The organism is Pectobacterium versatile (assembly GCF_020166435.1).
GTDB classification, from domain to species: Bacteria; Pseudomonadota; Gammaproteobacteria; order Enterobacterales; family Enterobacteriaceae; genus Pectobacterium; species Pectobacterium versatile.
Map to the genome: position 1 here is coordinate 37763 of NZ_JAINZP010000002.1, position 21460 is coordinate 59222.

Genomic DNA, 21460 nt, shown 5'->3' on the forward strand with positions numbered 1-21460 from the left:
GAGGTCTTCAGCACGCGACTCGAAGAAGTGCGGCTGTGTCTCACGCGGATTCGCCGGGCTGGTGATGTTTTTACCGTAACGCAGTCCCTGTGATGTAACGGACTAAAATGACTTGATCTGCTTCCCTGTGCTGGGGCGCGTTTTACGCTCAACAATCCCCGCGGCCTCCAGCCGGACATACGCGATCGCCGCCGTCATGCTGAAACCATGCTGGCGCAACAAATCGGTAAGGGACTTCGTTGAGCGACTGGATCCATCGACTGCATCGCTAGGCGAATCGATCGCGTAGCTAGGCATCATGTTAGGTATGCCAATGACCGACTGTAATTTTTGATAAGCCCCGAGTTTTGAACTGTTCGACAGATTTAGCAGCCGAGCAGCAGACTCTATAATCAAGATGCCTGCTTGTACCCGATCACTAATATTGCCAACTGTTGGGTTTACGTTTGCCACGCTATCGAAAGTACGAATGACTTTCAAATGAAATGCAGGACTGATCCACATCGCATAGGCGTAGACTAATTCTCGGCAAGCGAATGTCCCAATCCCTTGTTTTGAATGGATTGCTGGAATTCCAGCAATCTCTATTTCAGCGATTAACGCTTTCGTCTGATCGAGCATAAGCCAGTTACCAGGCTTATGACGAGCCTCTCCGCCGGCTGCACGGTGCAGATCGTTTAAGCTATAACGCCCTTCGGCATCCTGACGGACAACCACATCCGCGATAATGATCGGCGTGTTCATTGCACCACCTCCCCGATCACTGTCCGTGTGCCGTCATGCGTCGGCGCGGAGACTACGCCTTTTCTTTCCATCGCTTCAATCAAATGCGCCGCGCGGTTATAGCCAATACGGAAATGACGCTGAAGCCCTGAAATTGTCGCGCGACCGGATGTCTGCACAAACTGAACCGCATCAGGATAAAGTTTGTCGTCCTGCAAATCGTAGTTTTCAGGCTGAGGTGCCACGCGTTTCACTTCACCGCCCAACGCCGCTACCAGCTCGCGAATCAGCGCAGATAATTCCCCTGTCAGCAACACGAAATCAGCGTCAAAGCGTGCGACTTCATCTGCACGATCGATGTCGTCATTCTGCTCGAGTAAAACATCGGAGAATTTCAGTTTTTTGAGGCTGCCGTCATCGGCCAGCACAAAGCTGATGCGTTCACGCCATTCCAGCGCCAGCTTGGTGACCAGTTTGCCTGCGTCGATATGATTGGTGATTTCGTCACTGGTCAGATCCTGATGCTTGCTACGCAGAATACCGCCTTCTTCCAGCACTGCTTTCAGCTCGGCCTCTTCCTGCAAGGCAAAACCTGCAGGAGCTTTACCGTTGCGAACCCACTCGGTCAGTGTCAATTCAATGGGCGTTTCCAGCGCCAGCGGCACGACGGGCAGCGATCCCAGCGTTTTACGCAGCAGCGCCAGCGCGTCTTCGGCTTTTTTGCCGCTGGCGGCATCCACGATGATTAGCCCAGCCCCTGCGTTAATCCAAATCTTGGTGGTATGGTATTTACTGAACGCACGCGGCAGGAGCGTTTGGATAACTTCATCTTTCAGAGCGTCTTTCTCGGTTTTCTTCAGACGACGCTGTTGCACGGTTTCCATACTGTCGATTTTGGCTGCCAGTTCACGCGCAATCACTGGCGCAGGCAGGATCTTTTCTTCACGCTGCAACGTAAGCATGATCTGCCCGTTAGCCTGGTGAGAAAGCGTATCAAGCAGCGGAGAAATCGGCGATACCCAGCCCGTTTTCGCTCTGTCCTGGCTGCCGCATGGGGTGAAGGCAAACGGAGCCAGTTTCTCTTCCAGAGAGTCAAACATCACATCGCTATTCAGGCGATAAATCAGTGCATTTTTAAACGTAATACTCATTGGTCAGCCCTTATTGCTTGGTTTTCATCGGTTGTGCTGTGGTCAGCAGCACGGCGTAACTCGTCTTGGTAGCGCTTATCTAATTCCTTGTTTGCTTGTGCTCGTCGTTCATCCTGTTCGTGCCGTTCCTGCGCTTCCCGTTGTTCTTTCTGATCCAGCAATATCCCGGCGAATGCCTGAATTTTTGCCAACATTCCATCTCGTTTTGCTCTGTCCACCTTTGGCGGCGGCAAGCTGACGGGCGGGGATAAATATCGCGTAGCGTCCGGTGCGGGTAGTAACCCTGCGTTAACGGCCTGCTCTATCGCACCTTTCACAGCCCCTTTGTCCCAACCTTCCGAAACCGTCCACTGCGGCAAAGCGCCAGAAGATTGAGCGGTAGCAATCAGGCGTTCATAGGCTGCGATAAACGCCATCCGAGCCCCAACACGATCGCCATCAGTGAAAATAGGTTCAGCAACGCGCCATGCCTGAGCGATCTCCGTCGTCCAAATCAGCGTGTTGGCCTCATCCTGAGCAGGCAGCGCGATTGCCCACGCTTCATTGGCGCTAACCCATGACGGGCGGCCAGTGAGCCGCTGGATGTTGCGAATGATATCGGCGGGTTTTGGTGCATAGCGCCCCTGATCGGGATCGGTGATCCATTGGCTGAGCGCCTGCCGGATCAGCCCGATATCGAATGAGCCGACGGCATTCCAGTACAGACGGATAACGGATTTCGATGAATCCTTGCCGTACACGGCCAGTGTCGCTTTCAGCAGTTCGGCAAATTCACGCTTCTCCGCCAGCTCGGTGCGTTCGTCAGTAGCGACCATCGATATCTCCCCGGTTATCCAGCGCCTGTGCTTCCTCCTGTAGCCACTCTTCGAACACCTGCGCGTTACGGGCTTCAAGCGCCTCCTGCTTGTTCAGCGGTACAACACCGCGCCCAGACTGATTACGGTTCGCCAACCATTCAAACTTCAGCCCCTGCCATCCGGCGGCCATCGCCTCGCCCAATGCCTGATCAACCGTCCAACCAGCGTTAACGGCTTTCGTCAGCTCTTGGCCTAGAATATTCACGACGGTTTGCGTGATCAGGGCGCGTTTGGCTTTACGGTGCTTCACGTAATCCCCCCAGACCTGATCGCTGGGCAATGTCGGGAACGCAGAAAAATCGAATGCAGCCAGTGATGATTTCAGCGCGATTTTTCGCGTGGGCGTACCTTGTGATTCATGTTTTGAATTTACTTGTGGATCATGTGTTGAATTTACTTGTGGATCGCCTCCAGAATCTGGAGGGTCAAAACATGCTTTAGCGCCAGATTCTGGAGGGTGAAAACCGCTTGAACCTCCAGATTTCAGAGGGTCAGATTTTGAACCGTCAGATTCTGGAGGGTGAGGATTTGATACCCGTTTAGCCAGTCTGGCCGCTTTAACTTTGGCTATTTCCTGTAAGGCAACTTCTTCCAATCGCTCAGCGTTCAGGTAATACAGATTTGAGGTATTACGGTTACCTTTACGGCGTCCTTCACGATACAACCAACCCGCTTCTTCCAACTCCGCCATTGCGCCACGTATGGTGCTTTCCCCAGCGCCTAACTGTCGGGCAATAGTTTCCACGCTGGGATAGCTGATACCATCGTCATTCGAGTAATCAGCCAAACGCACCATGATCAGAAGTTTTGTATTTTTGATGCCATTGGCGGCACACGCTTCCCATACGTGGCCGGTTAACTTGCTGCTCATTTGACCTCCGTATAATATTTTTGAATTTTCCACAGCGGCTGACAGCAAGGGTGTGGATAGCCATCACGCATAAAAATCACCAGCTTGTTGGCTCGGTCATACCCAGTAACATGCACAATCACGCCGCGCTGATCTCGGTAGCGCCGATCAAGCGGCTGAACATGTGTCATGCTCGCCTGCCGTGTCGATTTCTGCCGGAGGCTGCTGGCGGGAATAAAACGCTTGCGCCATACCAGACAAAGCCCCTGTGATTGCCAAACGCCGAGTTTCATCCCCGGCGATATCAAGTTTTTTGCCGACGATCTCGGCAATCATTTCGATACCTTGCGTTTGATTCATCATGCAGCTCCTTCCGGTGCCAGCGGCAACCAATCGGGGATCGGCAAACCTGCGGCCTTGAGTTCAGAATGAACGTGATTCAGCATTTCAGGGGATTCGGCGAACATTGCCAGAAAGCCACGAATGGCAGCGGTATTAGTTTCAACGGCGGGATTGGATGACATGGCGCCAGCCACACTTTTGATGGTGGCCGCTTCACTTTCCGTCCAGCGGGTTTTGATCTGGTCTTCCCGCACAACATGGAACGGTAAGCCAGCCTTGCCCACTTTCTTGCGGGAAAGCAATTCCTTGCGAACGCCAGAAGCGATCGCGGCCCCTGCCGTTGGTGCGGCAGGTTGACGTATTGTGGTCATTGGTTAGTCCTTAGTTTTACTGCTTTTCCAAACTTTGCACTTGGTCAGGGTGCGGAAATAGATGTGGCAAATCTGGGCGAATTTGGTATGCCGAGATGATGCTGTTTGTTGCAATTTCAATACGCTTGGCATTTTCAGCAGATACCTTCTTCTTTCCGTGCAGCCATGCCCAAACTGTAGGCTGCTTAACGCCGCAGGCTGTGGCTAGCTTCTGCTGACTGCCAACAAGCTTAATAGCTTCGGATATAGCTTTGGTAGACATAAATAAAACCTCTAGTTTTAACTCACCAAAATAATAACCAAAGCTATTCATAAAGTAAATAACCATAGCTATTTGACTAAAAATAGCCACAGCTATAAGTTTATGCCTATGAAAAAAGAGACTTTTGCAGACAGGCTGAATCTGGCCATGAGGGAATCAGGGGTTAATCAACCAACCCTTGCAGAGGCTATTGGTATTAAACAGCCAAGTGTATGGAAAATGACGACTGGCAAGACCCAAAACCCTCGGAAATTGCTGGAAATATCAAAAGTTCTCAATGTCCGGCCAGAATGGCTATCTAGCGGCGAAGGGCCGATGCGTCCTGATCGCGCAGCACCGTCACAACCACAACAGGAATCTTCCATTCCGCATAAATCAGAATGGGGTTCAGTGGCAGCTTGGGATAGCAAAACTGCATTATCAGGGGATGAAGTTGAAGTGCCTTTTCTTAGGGATATCGAGTTTGCCTGTGGTGACGGGCGCATTCAGGATGACGACTACAACGGCTTTAAACTTCGTTTTTCCAAGTCAACCTTACGCAAGGTTGGCGCAAATACCGACGGTTCCGGCGTTCTCTGCTTTCCCGTAACGGGTGACAGCATGGAGCCGATGATCCCCGACGGCACCACCGTCGCAGTGGACACCAACAATAAGCGCATCGTTGACGGTAAAATTTACGCCATTGCTCAGGAAGGCGGCGGCAACGATAAGCTCAAGCGCATTAAGCAGCTTTACCGCAAACCTGGTGGAATTGTCGTGATCCACAGCTTTAATCGGGATACTGATGAAGAGGCATATGAGTCTGAACTTGAGATTATTGGGCGGGTTTTTTGGTATTCGGTGTTGATTTGACCATTTTTATCATAGCCAATGGATGAAATTATTATGGATAGCAAAAGCCGATTTACTCCTGAGGAGCAAAGAGAAATAGCTGAAGCCATAGAACGTAATGAGCAAGACGCTCGGCGGAAAAGAGATAATTTTGGCACTGCCCTCCTTATCGTTTGGGTTCTTGTCGCAACACTACTGGCAAAAAATACTGACCTTGGGCTTACAGTATCCGGTTTTATTGGTCTGGCTTCTGGATGGTTTGTCGCTTCGCAATTAAAATGAGCAGGATCACGGCGAGAGAAATGGGATGAAAAGATTATTACTGGTGGGAATGTTGGGGCTGTCCTTTGACACTTTAGCGACAGAAACGGTAGGAAATTTCTCCGACGGTAACGATTTGAATCAATGGATAAAGGCTTCTAAGAAAATAGATCAGGGCATAGAAAGCAACTCCGATTATCTCATTCACTCACGGCTTGTTGGCTACACAACTGCAATCTTTGATGTTGGTAGTAACGCTAATTTAGTGTGCGCCCAGATTTCAAATGGTGTCGTGGTAGAGCAGATTGTTGATATTGTGGGAAATTATGTTGAAAAACACCCAGAAGAAAGAAGCAAGTCAGCTTCACGTATTGCAATGGATGCGCTAATACAGGCGTTTCCGTGTAAGGAGAAATAACGGATACGCCCAGTCATTATAAAAATCAATAGCACGTAGTATTTCCGAATGAGTCAGAATTGCAGCGTGTGGTATTTCCATTATTATCTCGATACGTGCTATTTCCAAAGCTATCTCTATTACCTCGTATCGTATTGCCACGGTTATCACTGTGGATACTATTGCCAAATGAGTCAGTATTCCCCCTCATCGTATTGCCGTGATTGTCACGGTACGTGCTGTTGCCAAAGGCATCTGTTCTTCCTCTAACTGTATTCCCTTGATTATCCCGCCATGTCGAGTTACCGAAAGCATCCGTAGATCCCCGGCTGATGCTCCCATTGTTGCCGTAACACGTAGTATTCCCAAAACTATCGGTATTACATCGTGTTGTTGCGGCAGCATTCCATGAAAAAATGATTGCCGATAAGACAACAACGTTTTTTAACGCTTTCATTCGTTTGCTACTCCTTGTTGTTATATCAGTGCGTCTACCCCTTAATCATAGGGGGCTCTAGCCGTAAGTTTCAACTTATCAATAGAAAAAAATATCCTTTGTTTTCAAAAGAAAGTGATAAATGCCACACATAAAAACAACCAAAGCTATTTACATTAAAAATAGCTTTGGTTATATTAATTTCATCCCAAGCGGATACGCTCTTTAAAAATCAGGTTAAGTTGCACATTCCTACGGTCTGCATGTACCGGTGCGACGGCTACGGCTAAACATGAGCGTTACCAACATTGGAGGATACCAAGATGAAGTAATAGCGCGGATAGGCCGCGGCAAGTAGTGCCAATGCAGCAGTAATGATGCTGCCCCGAGTCTCCACGTAGAGAGCCAGCTTCGCATCTGGTTAGGGTTAATGAATAAAAGTAGCGCCGGGGAAGCATCAGGAAAGCCAATCCTGAACTGGTTATGGGCGGCCATAGGGCGGCGTACAACTCAAGGGCATGAGCGCGGCCACTGCGAGAGTGTGGCGAAGTGAATAGCACAACAGGTAAGAGCATTTAGGGGACGGCGACTGTATATTTATCAGATACATGGTTTTCTTTGGGGTGTGGTGAATGCGCAGGCTGATGCGCTGGTGAGCAAACTTAGCGACCAGAGTCGATACGTAACGTAGCTGAGCATAAGAGCAAGTGACCATGCCGGATATCAGCGCCGGCCACTACACCACCAAAGCAAACCAAGAAATAAGGACTGACCAATGACCAAACCACGTAAAAAACGCCGTACCGCGAATGCTCGTCAGTGCGTAGAGAACCTTCAGCGCATTACTCAGCGGAAAAGTGACCGCGTAGCCAAAGCGCTGGCGGCTACAGCTTGCCGCGAATCAATGCCAGCCCCTGCCCAACCGCAAAAGTTGCGTTCAGTTAAAGCCAACGACGGTAGCGATCCAGATCGTTACGTTGGCTACTCAGCGGTCGGTCGCCAGAAAATGCGTGGCAGCAGCAAAATTCCACGCGGCGTTTACTAAATACCTAAATCAAGCTCACTTCGGTGGGCTTTTTTTTCGCCTGAAAAGCGAGTTTTACGCCTCACCAGGGCAACCACGGCCACCTTCGGGTGGCTTTTTTATTTCACTCGATTAAGGACTCACAAATGACCATCAACATGACTCCCGTTAAATCATCCCAGATCCACAGTATCGGTCACGACCCAGTGACCAACACGCTGGCTATTCGTTTCAACGGGCGCGATAACGCACCGGGCAACCTGTACCACTACAGCAACGTGAGCGCCGACGATTTCGCCGCGTTCTCCGGTGCTGATTCAGTTGGCAGCCACTTCTATCGCAACATCAAGCCTCACACCGACCGCTTCCCTTATCAGCGCATCAATGAGGAAAAGACCGAAGAGTAACTAAGTAGGCTTTCACCATGCGCCCTGCTCATACAGGGCGCATGAGTAAGTTTATTGGCAAAAAGCGAGGTTTCCGATGAACGAATACAACTACCAACGAATGCGGGAGGAGCGGCTTGAACGGTATGAGCACAAGTTACATACCAGCCCTATAGAAAAGGCGGTACTGGAAGAACGCATTGAATTACTGCGCCAAAACGGAAATTTTACCGATCGCCTGAAACAACTCATCGTATCAGAGTGCGTTTCTGGCATTGAGAAACGGCCAATTCTTCGATTAGTCGAATCGCCGGAAATGGCTGAATGTTTGGACGAGTTTCAGGAAAGATTGTTTTTCATGACGGCAGCCACTGAACGCATCAGTGAGCTCGATGCTGAAGAGAACAGCGTACCTGATGAATTTCTCTGGTAACCCAGAAAGAGAAAAGCCCCAGTTTGCACCGGGGCTATCCCGGTCAACAGCGACCAAACCGTTGACCATAAGGACTGACCAATGACCATAGTCATCAGCAGTTGATCGGGGACCAACCCGATCCGGAGAATCATACCATGACCATCCGTTCCGTTAAATACATCCAGTACCAGCACCGTATTGGCAGCCACAACATTCACCAAAATCCACAGCAGAAAAACGGCCTGATATTCCTGATCGTCGTCATCGCAACCGCGTTTTCTGTTTTGTCGTTAATTCTGTAATAAGGACTGACCAAACCATGAATATCTATATCGACCTTGAAACAATCCCCGCGCAAAATCCGGAGATCAAGGATGAGATCGCAGCCAACATCAAAGCTCCGGCGCAGTATAAAAAGCAGGAGTCTATCGACACCTGGCTTGCAGAGAACCGCGATGCGGCAGCCGAAGAGGCTTGGCGAAAAACCAGTTTTGACGGCGGCCTAGGCCATATCGCGGTTATCTCCGCTGCTATTGATGATGGGCTGATACGCTCTTTCTACGTCAATGACTGGCAGGAACCGGGCGCAGAAGATTTTATCCTGCGGGATTTCTTCGCGTTCCTGCATGACAACTACGACCCGTCGCGCCGGACACCGCCCGTCTTTATCGGCCACAACATCGTGGAATTCGACCTGCGCTTCCTGCTACAACGCGCCGTCGTTCTCAACATCGTAATTCCCCCATTCCTACCCGTCGCGGCCCGCCCCTGGGATGGTTCGGTCTACGACACAATGACTGCCTGGGCAGGCCACCGTGGGACGGTGAGCTTGGACAAATTGTGCCGCATCCTGAATATCCCGCTCAAAGGCTCAGAGATCGACGAGGAGATCGACGGCAGCAAAGTATGGGATTTCATCCAAGCAGGGAAAATCAGCAAGGTGGCACGGTACTGCGAAGGGGATGTTGAGCGCGTCCGCGGCATCCATAAACGGATGACATTTTATCGTCAAGAACGCCTAGAAGCCCTGAAAAACGCATGACCTCCAGCCGAAAGGGGCATATCACGACCCAGACCGCCGTGAAACATGCCAATTTCCCACAGCATCCGGCATAACTCCACTATAAGGTATCGACATGAATCAGCAATTCCAAGATCAGGCCGCAGCTCCCGCCCAGCGCAATAGCATCATGCACTACCTCGAGGACGATCGAGTGCGCAAAGGGATAACCGCCGTGGCCGGAAAGATCATGACGCCCGACCGCTTCCTGCGACTAGCTGTCAACGCCATCAAAAAGACTCCGGACCTCGCAAAATGCGATCCTCAGAGCGTGCTGGGGGCACTGATGGCGTCCGCCGCACTAGGGCTGGAACCAAACACCGTGCAGCAGCAGGCATTCCTGATCCCCTACAAAAAGAGCTCGCCCAGAAAAACCGTGAACGGCGACATCATGAAGGGCAGCGATGGTAAATGGCTGTGGGATGAAATCTACGAGTGCCAGTTCCAGATCGGCTATCGCGGATTCATCACCCTTGCTCACCGCTCGCCGCACATCATCGGGATCCAAGCCGAAGCCATCCACGACGGCGACCTGTTTGACCACATGCTCGGCTCTGAATCGTTCCTCAAGTACCGGAAGTCGCTGAAAGACCGCGGCTCACTGATCGGTGCATTCTGCTACACGAGACTTGAGTCCGGTGCAGAAATGGCGACCGTCCTGCCACTGGATGAAATCCTGAAAATCCGCTCAAAATCGGAAACCTTCAACGCTCTCGAGCGGAAGGTTCGCGAGGAGGAAGGGAATAAAAACCAGAAGGATCTCGAAAAAACCAGAAAAAAACTGGCGGAAACGCCATGGGTTATGTGGGAAGACGATATGTCCGCGAAATCGGCAATCAAGAAGCACGCCAAGCAACTTCCGCTAATGCCCGGCGACGCTATCTCCGCAGCGGCCGCACTCGACTCAAGCGCTGACGCCGGAATCGTCGACATGAGCGCAATGACCGATCCCGATGTGGTGCGCAGCGTTATAGACGATGGTGCAGAGCCGCCAGCGCTGGAGCACCAGGCACCTAATGAGTTGGCAGCCGACCTTGCCAGTCTGCGTAGCGCCCCCGAGCCAGAACGCGTAGCAGCGCGCCAGCGCACCCAATCCACCACCTCCACGCGCGCCACGCAGCAGGACAGAACCGGCGGCGATATGTTCAGCAACGTCGATTAATCGAGGAACAGCATGAAAATCACTTCCATTGAGGTTAGCAATTTCCAAATGCTAACCGACATCAACATCGATATGACCAACACGCCGATCTGTCTCATTGCCGGCGCAAACGAGCAAGGCAAGTCTTCGCTGCATGAAGCTATCCGCTTCGCGCTGACCGGGGAAAGTACGCGCGTCCGGCTGAAAAAAGACCTTGCAGCGATAGTGCGCACAGGAGCCAAGCGTGGCCACGTCGACGTGTGCCTGACCGACGGCGACCGCGTGACTCTCAATTTACCGTCCGGCAGCGTTGACAAAACTGGCATGATCGTCAGCGAAATCCAAGAGAAGGTGTTGCCGCTGGTTTTGGACGCCGGACGTTTTGCCGCTCTACCGGATAATGAGCGTCGCTCTCTGCTGTTCGAGTTAAGTGACCTACAGCTCAACAGCCGGCTCGTCGGCGAACTGCTGATTAAACGCGGCTGCAATAGCGCGAAAGTTGATGCCATTCTCCCCGCCCTGCGCGCCGGGTTCCCAAGCGCGGAAGCAGAAGCGCGCGAAAAAATCCGTGAGTCAAAAGCCGCATGGAAGGCCACTGCTGGCGGCGAGACCTGGGGAAAAGACAAGGGCTCCAAGTGGCAGCCCGCCGCGCTACCGCCAGATGCCGACAAAGCCGAAGACCTCGCAACCACAGCTCAGCGAACTGCAACCAAACTCGAAGCCAAGTTGGCGGAGGCGCAGCAACGCCTTGGTGCCGCGAAATTCGAAGCGCAGCGCCGGCAGGGGGCCGCGCAACAGCGCGCCGACCTGGAAGAGAAAGTCAGCAAGATCGAGATCATCCGTGAAAAGGTGGCGAAAATCGAAAAGGAGTTGGCCGCACAGGAATCAGTCATCAAGGATTTGGAGGCGCGGACAGGTACTGGGCCGCGGGAAGGGCTTGTTCATGATCTTGCCCGGGCTCTAGCTGCGTTTATCGACATTCGCTGCGACAGTTCCGGCGTCGCGGGTTATCACAGGAGTGGCGATGTGGCTGTCTGGGACGAATTCGAGTTAGATCCTGCCGATGCCGCATTACTGGCCTATGGGGTGCAATACGGAAAGCTGGATGAAGCCGGAGACCCGGAAGCCGCAACTGCGCTACCGGCTGCGCACAGGACGCGAACCCAACTCGCAAGCACCGTTGAGCGCGAACGCCGCGAACTGGCCTCCGCAGAAGCCGCCGCCGCCGCGCTGACCGAAATGACGAATGGCGAAGTCAGCGGCGAAGTCGATCTTGACAACGTGACGCGCGAAGTAAACGGATTGAGCAACGACCTCAACGACCTGCGCGCAGAGGTCAAGCAGCATCAGAAGGTTGCAGTCTGGGTCAAGCAGCGGCAGGAGTCCATCGATAAGACCGCGGCCCTGCATACCAGCATTCTGGAATGGCAGAATATCGCCGACGAGCTGGCGCCGGGCGGCATCCCCAGCGAAATGCTGGCCGGCGCCATCAAGCCACTGAATGACCGACTACGCACCACTGCCACAGCTACAGGATGGGAGCAGGTCAGGATTGACGGCGATATGCAGATCCGCGTCGGTGACCACCCCTACGGCCTCAAGTCTGAATCTGCCCGCTGGCGCGCCGACGCCGCCCTTGCCGAAGCGATCAGCTACCTGTCAGACTTGCGGTTTATCGCGCTGGATCGCTGTGATGTGATGGATGCCGATAATCGGCTGGCGTTCCTGCGTTGGCTGCATGACCTGGCCACCACCGGCGACATCGACACTGCATTAGTGTTCGGTACGTTCAAAACCCTCCCTTCCGCGCCAGCAACATTCTTCACAGCCTGGCTCGAGGGTGGCGCCATTATTGAATCCAACAATTCTAAATAATTAATCAGGAAGAATCTTATGACAACCACAACAACCGCCGCTGGCGTGTTGGAATCTTCCCTGCGCCCCGTTCGGGCGCAACTCGCTTTAGCGATAGAGCAAACCACAGGAATCGTTCAGCGCTCGATAGAAAGCGCTGAGGTTTTATTAGGCCAAGCACAGGCCCTGTGCATTGAACAGCTTAATAAAGAAGTCGATGACTACAACGCCATTATTGACCGGCTTGAGGCAGCCGAAAGCGCCCTGACCACCAAGGCATTGGCGCTGACACAGATTCAGGAACGTATCGATAGCGCAGAACTGACAGCCGCCGAAGCCACTGCCGAGCGTGATAGCGTCACCGCAAAATATAAGCTGGCCATCACCGAAAAGGGGATGCTGGCGACCGAGCTGAATCAGTTGAAATCCCTTAACCCCGAGCGTCTTAAAGCGCAACTGGCGCGCGTAAAAATCGACCTGAACGACAGCCGCACGCTGCGCGATCAGCAACTGGCTGAAATCCGCCGACTGAAGAAGGAAACGGCAGATAAAACCAGCAAGCTATCAACGATGGTTCAGCTCAATGATGAGTTGAATCACGCGATCGCTGATATGAGATCTCGTCTACAGCGTGCTGATGGCGACGTTGAGCAACGCCACTGGCAGGCGGCCAACGGCGTGCAATTCTACTTCTACACCTTCCAATGGGGATTGCAGCTTTATTCCCCTGAGTATGACGTGAAAATCCTGAACGATATCGACTGGCACCTTGAGATCCGCAGCACCATCGGTATCTGCATGATTGTGTCGGTGTCGGAATGGGCAGTGCCAATCTACCCCACGGTAGAAAACTTCAAGGACTCATGGCCGGAAGGCTTAACAGAAGCCGTTACCGCACGAATTCGTGAGCTGCTGGAAGAAACGCATCCTCACTTAGTTCGTCGCGCTGAATGGGCAGAATCCGTGTTGGCCGGTTCACTCCCGTTGAAAGAGCAGCACCTCGACCTACTCAGCGCTGCGGGCATTCACTCGCTGTTTGATGTGGTGCGCCGCACGCCGGATGCGCTGGCCGAGAAAGTAAAAGGCTTTGGAATCAGCACGGCCCGCCAGGTGCATGCGAAGTGCATGGGGCTGGTAAAGGATTGGGAATTGGCACAAAAACAGAGCGAGGCGGCATGATGGACGAAGAATTGAACCCTGTTGGCGTGCTGTTTAAGCCAGAAGACGACAAATGTAATTGGTTGCCAGTCATCATTTACCGTATGCGCACCCGATCATCAATACGTGTGGGGGAACCGTATAAGCCGGAGCCTAAACCCATTTACACGGGCTATGGCCCTCAGAAACAGCAACCAGTAGCCCCGCGTATTGGCGCACGGCGTAATTACTCGTCATCCATCATGCTCGGCATTTATCAGTTGCATCGCCGCGGCATCAACGAAAACGTGATCGCCAAAGATACCAGTATCCCAGTAGGCGATATCCGCAAACTGCTGGCGCACAAAACCCAAATTCAGCGCAAACAGTGGCAATTAGCTCAGCAACTGCCGTTGCCATCTAAAGCGGTGATTTTAAATCGTTTGGGTAAGGAGGTTTGAGTGAAGGAACGGGGAATGATTTTCAATGCCGAAATGGTTCGGGCGATTCTCGACGGGCGCAAGACTCAGACGCGGCGGATTATCAAAAATCAGCCATTTGACCGCAGCCAGTACCGCCATGATCACCAGATAGAAATAATCTCAGGCCGCTCTGAAAACGGTGATGAGGTTGATGGCTTGTATGCATACACCAGCACTGGCGGAACATGGAGCGCTAAATGCCCATTCGGGCAACCTGGCGATCGTCTATGGGTGCGGGAAACCTCTGGGCTTCAAGTTCGCCGTGATGCCTTAGGCGGTACTGGTGAATTTCGCGTGTATCGCGCCAGCAATCCTGATGCCATCCGATTCACCACGGCAAGCGGGAAAATCTATCCGATCAAATGGATACCATCAATTCATATGCCGCGCTATGCGTCTCGCATTCTGCTGGAAATTACAGATGTGCGCGTGGAGCGTCTTAAACATATCCCGCGTGATGGGATTATCGCAGAGGGATATCCAGCGGAACGAGCCACTGATGGTGGTGAGTACGATCCGTTCCTCTGGTATCGGGATTTATGGGAATCGATTTACGGTGCCGGAAGCTGGCAAGCCAATCCGTGGATTTGGGTTATCGAATTTAAGCAAATCAAATAAGTAAGGACTGACCAATGACCAATAACACCACTGAAGTAACAACCGTGAACGCTGCAAGCCTTGCGGTCGATATCGCCGCTCACTGTGCCGCGTTTGAAAAGTCTGACGCGTATCAGCAAATGATCCAAGAGCATGTCGCAAAGTTGTATGAAAAGGCCATCAAAGATACGTTCAGTTGGGGCACATTCCCCGATGCCGTTAGACGAGCACTGCAATCTGCCCTCCCCGCCAATATCACCGATGTTGTCGATCTGCCACGTTATAACCTTCTGCTGTTAAAAGAGCTGGCAACGCAATGGGAGCAAGAAGCGGTATCTAACCAGTTAGTGACGGAGATGCGCGAAAAAGTCACCGCGTTTATCACCGAAAAGCAGATCCCAAAATTCATTAAAGCGTCCGACTTGTGGACAGCGTTTATTGAAGATCATCAGGAAGAAGCCGCACAAGATGGCTGGCAGCGTCCTGAAGTACTGATGGAATACAGTGAGTATGGTGGCTTCCGTGTGGGATTAGAGAAAGAACCATTTGAAGAACGGAGTTGGTCGAGCACCAAACGTAAAACGCATCCATTTGAATTTAGTACCAACCTTTATCTTTCTGAAGCCGTCGAGTATGAGAACGGGCAGAAAAAAGCGATTACGCACGACGGGATCAAATGCTACAGCTTGTATTCAGGTAAATGTGACGGCGATATTCTTGGTAAGAAAGTCATCGCCTTCTACACCCGCTTTGAAAAGCTGGTCGCAGCACTTTACTACGGTGACAGCCTGTTAGCGCTCGATCAGGATGATGCCGACGAGGTGTATTACCCCGGTGATTACTGATCACTGATTTCCCTCATTAAATTCCACCGCATCAGTTCCGTGATGCGGCTATCCCCTTTCCAATTAATACCGAAGGAGGCCGCCTTGTTCGGTCTATTTCTTTACGTCTGTTACACGTTCCAGCCCTGCCAATACGAGCCACAAGGCTGGATTTATCCCGATCTGCAAAATTGTGAAGCCGATATCAGAGCCCAGAAATTGCCTAGCACTTATGAGTGCTTGCCTGTTGATGCCGCTGTACCTGCGCGAGGTGATTAATGCCCCCCAACGTCCAATTCTTGATATGTGCAGCGGATCGCGCATGTTTTGGTTCGATAAAAGCGACAGCCGCGCTGTATTTTCCGACATTCGCCGAGAGCGTCATGTCTTGTGCGATGGACGCAGCCTAGAGATTAATCCCGATTTTATCGCCGATTTCCGCGCCCTTCCCTTTGACGATGAGCAATTCGCCCTTGTCGTTTTCGATCCGCCCCACCTTCTACGCGCTGGCGAGAGCAGTTGGCTGCGTAAAAAATACGGCGCGTTAGACAGGGATACATGGCAAGACAATTTACGAGCCGGATTCAGTGAAGCCTTTAGAGTCCTGCGGCCACTCGGCACGCTCATCTTTAAATGGAACGAAACGCAGATCCCAGTTCGTGACGTGCTGACACTTACCGATCAAAGGCCAGCCTTCGGACACCTATCTGGCAAGCGCAGCAACACCCACTGGATTTGCTTTCTCAAAGGAGAAACACATGACAAACAAACCGATTAGTGAAGTGATTGCGGAAGTTAAAGCGGCTTCAGAGTTGATAGAGAGAGGTTATCGACAGCCGTGGGGGTGTGAAGATAGTGATGATTGTATCCATGTCGGCACATTTAATGAAGAAGGCGACCTATGCCCATTCATTGAAACATTCATTTCCAATTGGTCAGGTAATGAGAAAGACAACGAGGATTTAGCTAATTACCTCGTCGTTGCAAATCCTGTGAGCGTTAAGCGCCTCATTGACCACATCGCAGCACTTGAGCAGCAGTTAGCAGCCAGTGTGGTGAGGTTGCCTGATTTGAATGCGGCACTTATCGAAATCCTCGGTCGCCCGAATTTCCACTGTAGCCCTGTAGCAAAGTGCCTGCGTATCGGTGGTGCAGAAATACCGCGTAAATCGGAAAACGAACAGGCGGCGTGCATACACTGGATGCTCAGCTTGTATCTGGAGCACGGGGAGAGTTGGAGAACCGTAGCGCAAGACGAACTGAAACGCATCGCTGACGGCATGCAGGTTGAGGGGGAATAGTGAAAGAACTGAAATTCTATGGCATGAGCGATGACCTTTTCGAATGTGAAGGCGCTATTCGCGAAGAGATCTGCGTGTACAGAAACCCTGGCATTTATCACCTCAAGTCATCCGAGGGGGAAATGCTGGTTGTTGCTTGTTACACGGTCGCTAGCTGTTGGGCGATTGGTATCGGGCAAGTCAATGAAGACACACCACTTCCGGCGTGGCCTGCATCTTTCGGGCAGTGGGATAGCGGTTATAGCGCAGTTATGACCATTCAGGTTCCTGACGACACCTATATTGTTACAGGGGATAGCGATGACTGATTTATTGAGCAAAGAGGCCATCATGGCCGTGGCAGATTTAAAGACTGGTTACCACCTCGGGCACGCTGATATTCTGATTCTGAAAGGTATATCCCAAGAACTGATGCGACGCCGTGAGGCGGCGGAGAAGCTGTTTGAATACCCAATGCCAAACCCTGAACTATACAAACTGTCAGGATGGCGGATATGCCCGGAGTTTCTTGGCAGGATCAGGGAGCAAGCGATAAGAGTAGGCGGGGACTATGGTCCGGATATGGAAGGCGTGGAGGCTGTTTTGCTTGCTTTGAAAAACATAACGCCAACCGCACAGCTCATCAACTCCGAACAGGAAGAGCCTACGGCATGGATGGTTGTACGGGACGGTGACGCAACATTCCCACGTCTTTATAAAACTGAGGTTGAGGCTGATTCTATGGTGAGAAAGGTGGATCTAAATCCACGCGCCATAAAAATGCCACTCTATGCGGCACCACTTCTGCCTGTAATGTGTATCTCAAGTGATATTGACGAGGAAGAGTATCAACGTGAACTAGAACAAGCGCCGCGAGGTGACATTTTCGTGCGCCATCCACTAGTCGAAATCCAGCATTACAAGGTTCCTGATCAGATGGCCATATCTGACGACATGGGTTTGACTCAGCAGAGCTTTGCAAAAGGCCATAACGCCTGCCGCGCCGCCATGCTCCAGCAACTTGACGAGCCAAAGGCAACTTCAGATTTGGCGAAGCAGTAGCCCCAAAAATTAGGTACCAACATTGTCGTGATAGCACTATTCCCCTGACGCAATAACGCGATCTATTGGGAAAAGAAAATGACTACGATAGACGATCAAACCATCGATAAGGTTATCTTAGCCTTATCAGACGTCAACAATCCTGCCACAGCGTTTGGAGCTGCCAAACTTATAAGCAAATGGCTCAAGGAGCACGAGCTAACTTACTTATCGTTGACAGATGGGCAAATCAAGCGCCTCAGAGAGGCTGAGGAATCAATTTAACTCCTACACCCTGCGAATGCAGGGTTTTTTATTATCTGGAGAAACACATGTATCAAACCTGGTCGGTTCCATTCCCGGAATCGAAAACTGAACATAACGGCTACCCCGTTTACTGGCGATATTTTGAAACTGTTCAGGAAGCGGGAATTGAAGTTATCGCCGAGCAATATATTGCCTTTCACCAAACCAATAGTTATGCCTTTCTGTGCCCTGCTCACTGGGCTAAGGATTATGATATTGATCGCGATAAGGCGCGATGGCTCGACGGGTGGAAAAAGAAAAATATGCGATACGCGATCAAGAAAGTCGCGAAATCAGCAGAACGCTCTTTTGCCTTTCCATCACAACAGCTGGCGCTAGAAAGCCTGCTACGTCGAAAGAAATATCATCTGGGACGGCTAAATCAGGATATCGCCATTATCACCACCGTTGTTGAAGAAATGAAAAAACTGGATTTGTCATCTCCTCAGATCGGATACAACTTCGGCCATAACGCCGAAACGGAAAGCTGGACTTTCTTCTAACCTAAGCCCCTTCCTTCTACAGACAAAACGACCAAAACTAGGGCATGTCTTTGGCATGCCCTTTATAAGGACTGACCAATGGCGCGAATGCTTTTACTCAAAGTCTGGGCAATAGATGAATTCGGTGATGAAAAGCCATCGAATAACACGCTATATCACTATGCCAAGCACAATATGATTTCCCCGCCACCGAAAAAAGTTGGGCGTAAATGGATGGTTGAACAAGATGCGCGTTTTATCGGAATGATCTCCGAACCCACAATAAATAAATCAGATAACCCTCTGCTAAAAAGGATTCTTTCGGATGGCCGGTAGACCTCGGAAACATAACATCAAAGTACAAAATCTATTTTGTTTTACCGACCCACGAACAAAGCGGGTTTATTGGCAATATAAACACCCTTTAACGGGTAAGAGACACGGACTTGGAACGAATGAGGCTGACGCTACCGCAATAGCAATAGAAGCCAACCTCCGAATTAGCGAACAGCAGGTGAAACAGGCATTTGCTATCCGTGAACGCACTCTGTCAATCACAGGAAAAGGTATAACCGTAAGCGGTTGGCTAGAAAAATATAAAGCGATTCAAGATGAGAGGCTGAAATCAGGCGATATCAAGTTCAATACTCACAAACAACGTAATAAACCCATATCCTTATTTAATCAGCACGCAGGTATGAAATTACTCATGGAGGTGGGGGCTAAAGATATTGCAGAAATTTTGGACGACTATAAAGCTAACGGGCAATCACGCATGGCGCAGGTAGTTCGCTCCGTCCTCATTGATGTTTTCAAAGAGGCGCAGCATGCTGGTGAAGTCCCTCCTGGTTATAACCCTGCACTTGCCACTAAGCAGCCACGTAAAAGAATTCAGCGCCAGCGTTTGGATTTGGATGAATGGCAGGCAATTTTTGATGTGGCCGATGCTCAGCATCAATACATGGGGAACGCCATGCTACTTGCTCTGGTGACGGCTCAACGCTTAGGGGATATTGCCAATATGAAATTTTCAGATATCTGGGATGACCACCTACATGTTGTTCAAGAGAAAACAGGTGCCCGGGTTGCCATCCCACTATCACTGAAATCCAACGCCACAGGATGGACGCTACGCGATGTCATTGCACGGTGCAGAGATTACGTTGTCAGTCCTCATCTGGTTCACTTCTTTCGTTCCACCTCACAAGCGGAGCGTGGCGCTGCCGTGGCATCCAGAACCATTACAATGCGATTCAGTGCAGCTAGGGATAAGACGGCGCTTGTGTGGGAAAACGGTACACCGCCGACATTTCACGAACAGCGGTCATTAGCAGAGCGGCTTTATAGGGAGCAAGGTGACGTAGATACTCGAATGCTTCTGGGCCATAAATCACAGCAGCAAACTGATCGCTACAATGATGATCGCGGTAAAGATTGGTTAACAATTCAGATTAAAGCAGGATGAAATCCCACCATCAATGTGGTGATTTTTCACTCTATTTTACTGAGGAATTTTACTGAGATTTTACTGAATGGATTTTTCGATGTTAAAAATCAGCGAGAGCAAAGCGCCCCCGCCGATCAATGTGATAACAGTAAGATTACATGTTATCGATAATGTCTTGCGCAAACTCACTACATTTCCGTAGCTTAGCGCCTTCCATCAGACGTTCGAAATCGTAAGTCACGGTCTTGTTCTTGATCGCGCCTTCAACGCCCTTAACAATCAGGTCAGCCGCTTCGAACCATTGCAGGTGACGCAACATCATTTCAGCAGACAGAATAACGGAACCTGGGTTCACTTTATCCTGACCCGCATATTTAGGTGCTGTACCGTGCGTGGCTTCAAACAGTGCGCATTCGTCACCGATATTCGCGCCTGGGGCAATACCGATACCGCCAACCTGTGCTGCCAGCGCATCGGAAATGTAATCACCGTTCAGGTTCATACAGGCGATGACATCATATTCAGCAGGACGCAGCAGGATTTGTTGCAGGAACGCATCGGCGATCACGTCTTTTACCACGATCTCTTTGCCCGTGTTCGGATTCTTGATTTTCACCCACGGGCCGCCATCGATCAGCTCACCGCCGAATTCTTCACACGCCAACTGGTAGCCCCAGTCTTTAAACGCGCCTTCGGTGAATTTCATGATGTTGCCTTTGTGTACCAGCGTGACGGAATCACGGTCGTTGGTGATCGCGTATTCGATAGCGGCGCGAACCAGACGTTTGGTACCTTCTTCGGAACACGGCTTCACGCCGATACCGCACTGCTCAGGGAAACGGATTTTACTAACACCCATTTCTTCACGCAGGAATTTGATCACTTTGTCTGCCTCAGCAGAACCCGCTTTCCACTCGATACCTGCATAGATGTCTTCGGCGTTTTCGCGGAAGATTACCATGTCGGTCAGCTCAGGCTGTTTAACCGGGCTAGGTGTACCTTCGTAGTAGCGTACCGGACGCAGGCAAACATACAAATCCAACTGTTGGCGCAGTGCAACGTTCAGAGAACGAATACCACCGCCGACTGGCGTTGTCAGCGGGCCCTTAATCGCTACACGATATTCACGAATCAAATCCAGTGTTTCTTCCGGCAGCCAGACATCTTTACCGTAGACCTGCGTGGATTTTTCACCCGTGTAGATCTCCATCCAGGAAATCGTGCGCTTGCCTTGATAGGCTTTCTTCACGGCGGCGTCAACGACGTTGATCATGGCTGGCGTTACATCGATACCGATGCCGTCACCTTCGATAAACGGAATGACCGGGTTGTTTGGAACAACCAGTTTACCTTGAGCATCAACCGTGATTTTCTGACCTTCTGTCGGTACAACTACTTTGCTTTCCATTAACCTCTCCTTCGAGCGCAATTTTGTTAATGACTTGTAAGATACGTGTCAATACTACTTGAATATTTAGCCCGCGCCAATCGCAAACCATTTGA

Annotated in this window: 31 protein-coding genes and 1 pseudogene; 22 read left to right on the forward strand and 10 right to left on the reverse strand. The window is 51.0% G+C overall.

Features of this window, described 5'->3' with window-relative positions:
• Positions 1 to 102: 102 nt before the first annotated feature.
• From K7X24_RS02975 to K7X24_RS03015, 9 genes and pseudogenes are all read right to left on the reverse strand, one after another.
• Positions 103 to 744, reverse strand: coding sequence for a KilA-N domain-containing protein (locus tag K7X24_RS02975; RefSeq protein WP_318013120.1), 642 nt, complete (start codon positions 742 to 744; stop codon positions 103 to 105).
• Entirely contained in the window at positions 741 to 977 is a 237-nt protein-coding gene (locus tag K7X24_RS02980; RefSeq protein ID WP_224553328.1) for a DNA translocase FtsK, read from the reverse strand. The genes K7X24_RS02975 and K7X24_RS02980 overlap by 4 nt, the downstream gene beginning before the upstream one ends.
• Positions 969 to 1874, reverse strand: a pseudogene (gene rdgC / locus K7X24_RS02985) (recombination-associated protein RdgC); the annotation flags it as partial. The gene K7X24_RS02980 and the pseudogene rdgC, both read right to left, overlap by 9 nt.
• Positions 1871 to 2689: a hypothetical protein gene (locus tag K7X24_RS02990; RefSeq protein ID WP_224552902.1), complete on the reverse strand. Its 819-nt coding sequence runs from the start codon at positions 2687 to 2689 to the stop codon at positions 1871 to 1873. The gene K7X24_RS02990 and the pseudogene rdgC, both read right to left, overlap by 4 nt.
• Positions 2676 to 3602 (reverse strand): helix-turn-helix domain-containing protein, encoded by a 927-nt coding sequence (locus K7X24_RS02995; protein WP_224552904.1) that lies wholly within the window; start codon positions 3600 to 3602, stop codon positions 2676 to 2678. Before K7X24_RS02995 ends, K7X24_RS02990 begins: the two co-directional genes overlap by 14 nt.
• On the reverse strand, positions 3599 to 3772 hold the full coding sequence (locus K7X24_RS03000; RefSeq protein WP_105879705.1) for a DUF4222 domain-containing protein: 174 nt from the start codon (positions 3770 to 3772) through the stop codon (positions 3599 to 3601). Before K7X24_RS03000 ends, K7X24_RS02995 begins: the two co-directional genes overlap by 4 nt.
• Positions 3750 to 3941 carry a hypothetical protein gene (locus K7X24_RS03005; RefSeq protein WP_224552906.1) on the reverse strand — a complete coding sequence of 64 codons (192 nt, stop codon included), beginning with the start codon at positions 3939 to 3941 and terminating at the stop codon, positions 3750 to 3752. Before K7X24_RS03005 ends, K7X24_RS03000 begins: the two co-directional genes overlap by 23 nt.
• Entirely contained in the window at positions 3941 to 4294 is a 354-nt protein-coding gene (locus K7X24_RS03010; protein ID WP_180745132.1) for a hypothetical protein, read from the reverse strand. Before K7X24_RS03010 ends, K7X24_RS03005 begins: the two co-directional genes overlap by 1 nt.
• 16 nt (positions 4295 to 4310) lie before the next feature.
• Positions 4311 to 4556 (reverse strand): transcriptional regulator, encoded by a 246-nt coding sequence (locus K7X24_RS03015; RefSeq protein ID WP_224553331.1) that lies wholly within the window; start codon positions 4554 to 4556, stop codon positions 4311 to 4313.
• Between the two features lie 108 nt (positions 4557 to 4664).
• On the opposite strand from K7X24_RS03015, the gene K7X24_RS03020 reads away from it, so the two are divergent.
• The 22 genes from K7X24_RS03020 (at position 4665) to K7X24_RS03125 (ending at position 19975) form a co-directional block, all read left to right on the forward strand.
• Entirely contained in the window at positions 4665 to 5408 is a 744-nt protein-coding gene (locus K7X24_RS03020) for an XRE family transcriptional regulator (protein ID WP_224552908.1), read from the forward strand.
• A gap of 33 nt (positions 5409 to 5441) precedes the next feature.
• Positions 5442 to 5669, forward strand: coding sequence for a hypothetical protein (locus tag K7X24_RS03025; protein ID WP_105879709.1), 228 nt, complete (start codon positions 5442 to 5444; stop codon positions 5667 to 5669).
• A 25-nt stretch (positions 5670 to 5694) separates the two neighbouring features.
• The gene (locus tag K7X24_RS03030; protein ID WP_105879710.1) at positions 5695 to 6066 is read left to right on the forward strand and encodes a Rap1a/Tai family immunity protein; all 372 of its coding nucleotides are present in this window, start codon (positions 5695 to 5697) and stop codon (positions 6064 to 6066) included.
• A 1190-nt stretch (positions 6067 to 7256) separates the two neighbouring features.
• Positions 7257 to 7526, forward strand: a complete 270-nt coding sequence (locus K7X24_RS03035) for a hypothetical protein (RefSeq protein ID WP_161547043.1) — start codon at positions 7257 to 7259, stop codon at positions 7524 to 7526.
• Between the two features lie 125 nt (positions 7527 to 7651).
• On the forward strand, positions 7652 to 7912 hold the full coding sequence (locus K7X24_RS03040) for a KTSC domain-containing protein (protein ID WP_044202393.1): 261 nt from the start codon (positions 7652 to 7654) through the stop codon (positions 7910 to 7912).
• Positions 7913 to 7988: 76 nt separating this feature from the next.
• Positions 7989 to 8324: a hypothetical protein gene (locus K7X24_RS03045; protein ID WP_224552910.1), complete on the forward strand. Its 336-nt coding sequence runs from the start codon at positions 7989 to 7991 to the stop codon at positions 8322 to 8324.
• A 137-nt stretch (positions 8325 to 8461) separates the two neighbouring features.
• A complete protein-coding gene (locus tag K7X24_RS03050; protein ID WP_155277992.1) occupies positions 8462 to 8608 on the forward strand; it encodes a hypothetical protein in 147 nt (48 codons plus the stop codon).
• Positions 8609 to 8625: 17 nt separating this feature from the next.
• Entirely contained in the window at positions 8626 to 9348 is a 723-nt protein-coding gene (locus K7X24_RS03055) for a 3'-5' exonuclease (RefSeq protein ID WP_224552912.1), read from the forward strand.
• Between the two features lie 94 nt (positions 9349 to 9442).
• Complete coding sequence (locus tag K7X24_RS03060) at positions 9443 to 10528, forward strand: recombinase RecT (protein WP_224552914.1); 1086 nt, start codon at positions 9443 to 9445, stop codon at positions 10526 to 10528.
• Between the two features lie 12 nt (positions 10529 to 10540).
• Entirely contained in the window at positions 10541 to 12382 is a 1842-nt protein-coding gene (locus K7X24_RS03065) for an AAA family ATPase (RefSeq protein ID WP_224552917.1), read from the forward strand.
• An 18-nt stretch (positions 12383 to 12400) separates the two neighbouring features.
• Positions 12401 to 13540, forward strand: coding sequence for a hypothetical protein (locus tag K7X24_RS03070; protein ID WP_224552919.1), 1140 nt, complete (start codon positions 12401 to 12403; stop codon positions 13538 to 13540).
• Positions 13540 to 13959 (forward strand): hypothetical protein, encoded by a 420-nt coding sequence (locus K7X24_RS03075; RefSeq protein ID WP_224552921.1) that lies wholly within the window; start codon positions 13540 to 13542, stop codon positions 13957 to 13959. The genes K7X24_RS03070 and K7X24_RS03075 overlap by 1 nt, the downstream gene beginning before the upstream one ends.
• 15 nt (positions 13960 to 13974) lie before the next feature.
• Positions 13975 to 14598 (forward strand): hypothetical protein, encoded by a 624-nt coding sequence (locus K7X24_RS03080; RefSeq protein WP_224552923.1) that lies wholly within the window; start codon positions 13975 to 13977, stop codon positions 14596 to 14598.
• A gap of 14 nt (positions 14599 to 14612) precedes the next feature.
• The gene (locus K7X24_RS03085) at positions 14613 to 15422 is read left to right on the forward strand and encodes a hypothetical protein (protein ID WP_224552925.1); all 810 of its coding nucleotides are present in this window, start codon (positions 14613 to 14615) and stop codon (positions 15420 to 15422) included.
• 229 nt (positions 15423 to 15651) lie between these two features.
• On the forward strand, positions 15652 to 16179 hold the full coding sequence (locus tag K7X24_RS03090) for a class I SAM-dependent methyltransferase (protein WP_224552928.1): 528 nt from the start codon (positions 15652 to 15654) through the stop codon (positions 16177 to 16179).
• Positions 16160 to 16702, forward strand: a complete 543-nt coding sequence (locus K7X24_RS03095; protein ID WP_224552930.1) for a hypothetical protein — start codon at positions 16160 to 16162, stop codon at positions 16700 to 16702. The genes K7X24_RS03090 and K7X24_RS03095 overlap by 20 nt, the downstream gene beginning before the upstream one ends.
• A gap of 74 nt (positions 16703 to 16776) precedes the next feature.
• Positions 16777 to 17010: a hypothetical protein gene (locus K7X24_RS03100; protein ID WP_224552932.1), complete on the forward strand. Its 234-nt coding sequence runs from the start codon at positions 16777 to 16779 to the stop codon at positions 17008 to 17010.
• The gene (locus tag K7X24_RS03105) at positions 17003 to 17743 is read left to right on the forward strand and encodes a hypothetical protein (protein ID WP_224552934.1); all 741 of its coding nucleotides are present in this window, start codon (positions 17003 to 17005) and stop codon (positions 17741 to 17743) included. The genes K7X24_RS03100 and K7X24_RS03105 overlap by 8 nt, the downstream gene beginning before the upstream one ends.
• Positions 17744 to 17821: 78 nt before the next feature.
• Positions 17822 to 18007, forward strand: a complete 186-nt coding sequence (locus K7X24_RS03110) for a hypothetical protein (RefSeq protein WP_212768499.1) — start codon at positions 17822 to 17824, stop codon at positions 18005 to 18007.
• A 47-nt stretch (positions 18008 to 18054) separates the two neighbouring features.
• Positions 18055 to 18531, forward strand: coding sequence for a hypothetical protein (locus K7X24_RS03115; RefSeq protein WP_224552935.1), 477 nt, complete (start codon positions 18055 to 18057; stop codon positions 18529 to 18531).
• Positions 18532 to 18609: 78 nt separating this feature from the next.
• Positions 18610 to 18846, forward strand: coding sequence for an excisionase (locus tag K7X24_RS03120; protein ID WP_116166573.1), 237 nt, complete (start codon positions 18610 to 18612; stop codon positions 18844 to 18846).
• Positions 18836 to 19975 carry a phage integrase Arm DNA-binding domain-containing protein gene (locus tag K7X24_RS03125; protein ID WP_224552937.1) on the forward strand — a complete coding sequence of 380 codons (1140 nt, stop codon included), beginning with the start codon at positions 18836 to 18838 and terminating at the stop codon, positions 19973 to 19975. The genes K7X24_RS03120 and K7X24_RS03125 overlap by 11 nt, the downstream gene beginning before the upstream one ends.
• A gap of 136 nt (positions 19976 to 20111) precedes the next feature.
• Here the strand turns inward: K7X24_RS03125 and icd are convergent, their stop codons facing one another.
• Positions 20112 to 21365 (reverse strand): NADP-dependent isocitrate dehydrogenase, encoded by a 1254-nt coding sequence (icd, locus tag K7X24_RS03130; protein WP_224552939.1) that lies wholly within the window; start codon positions 21363 to 21365, stop codon positions 20112 to 20114.
• Between the last annotated feature and the right edge of the window lie 95 nt (positions 21366 to 21460).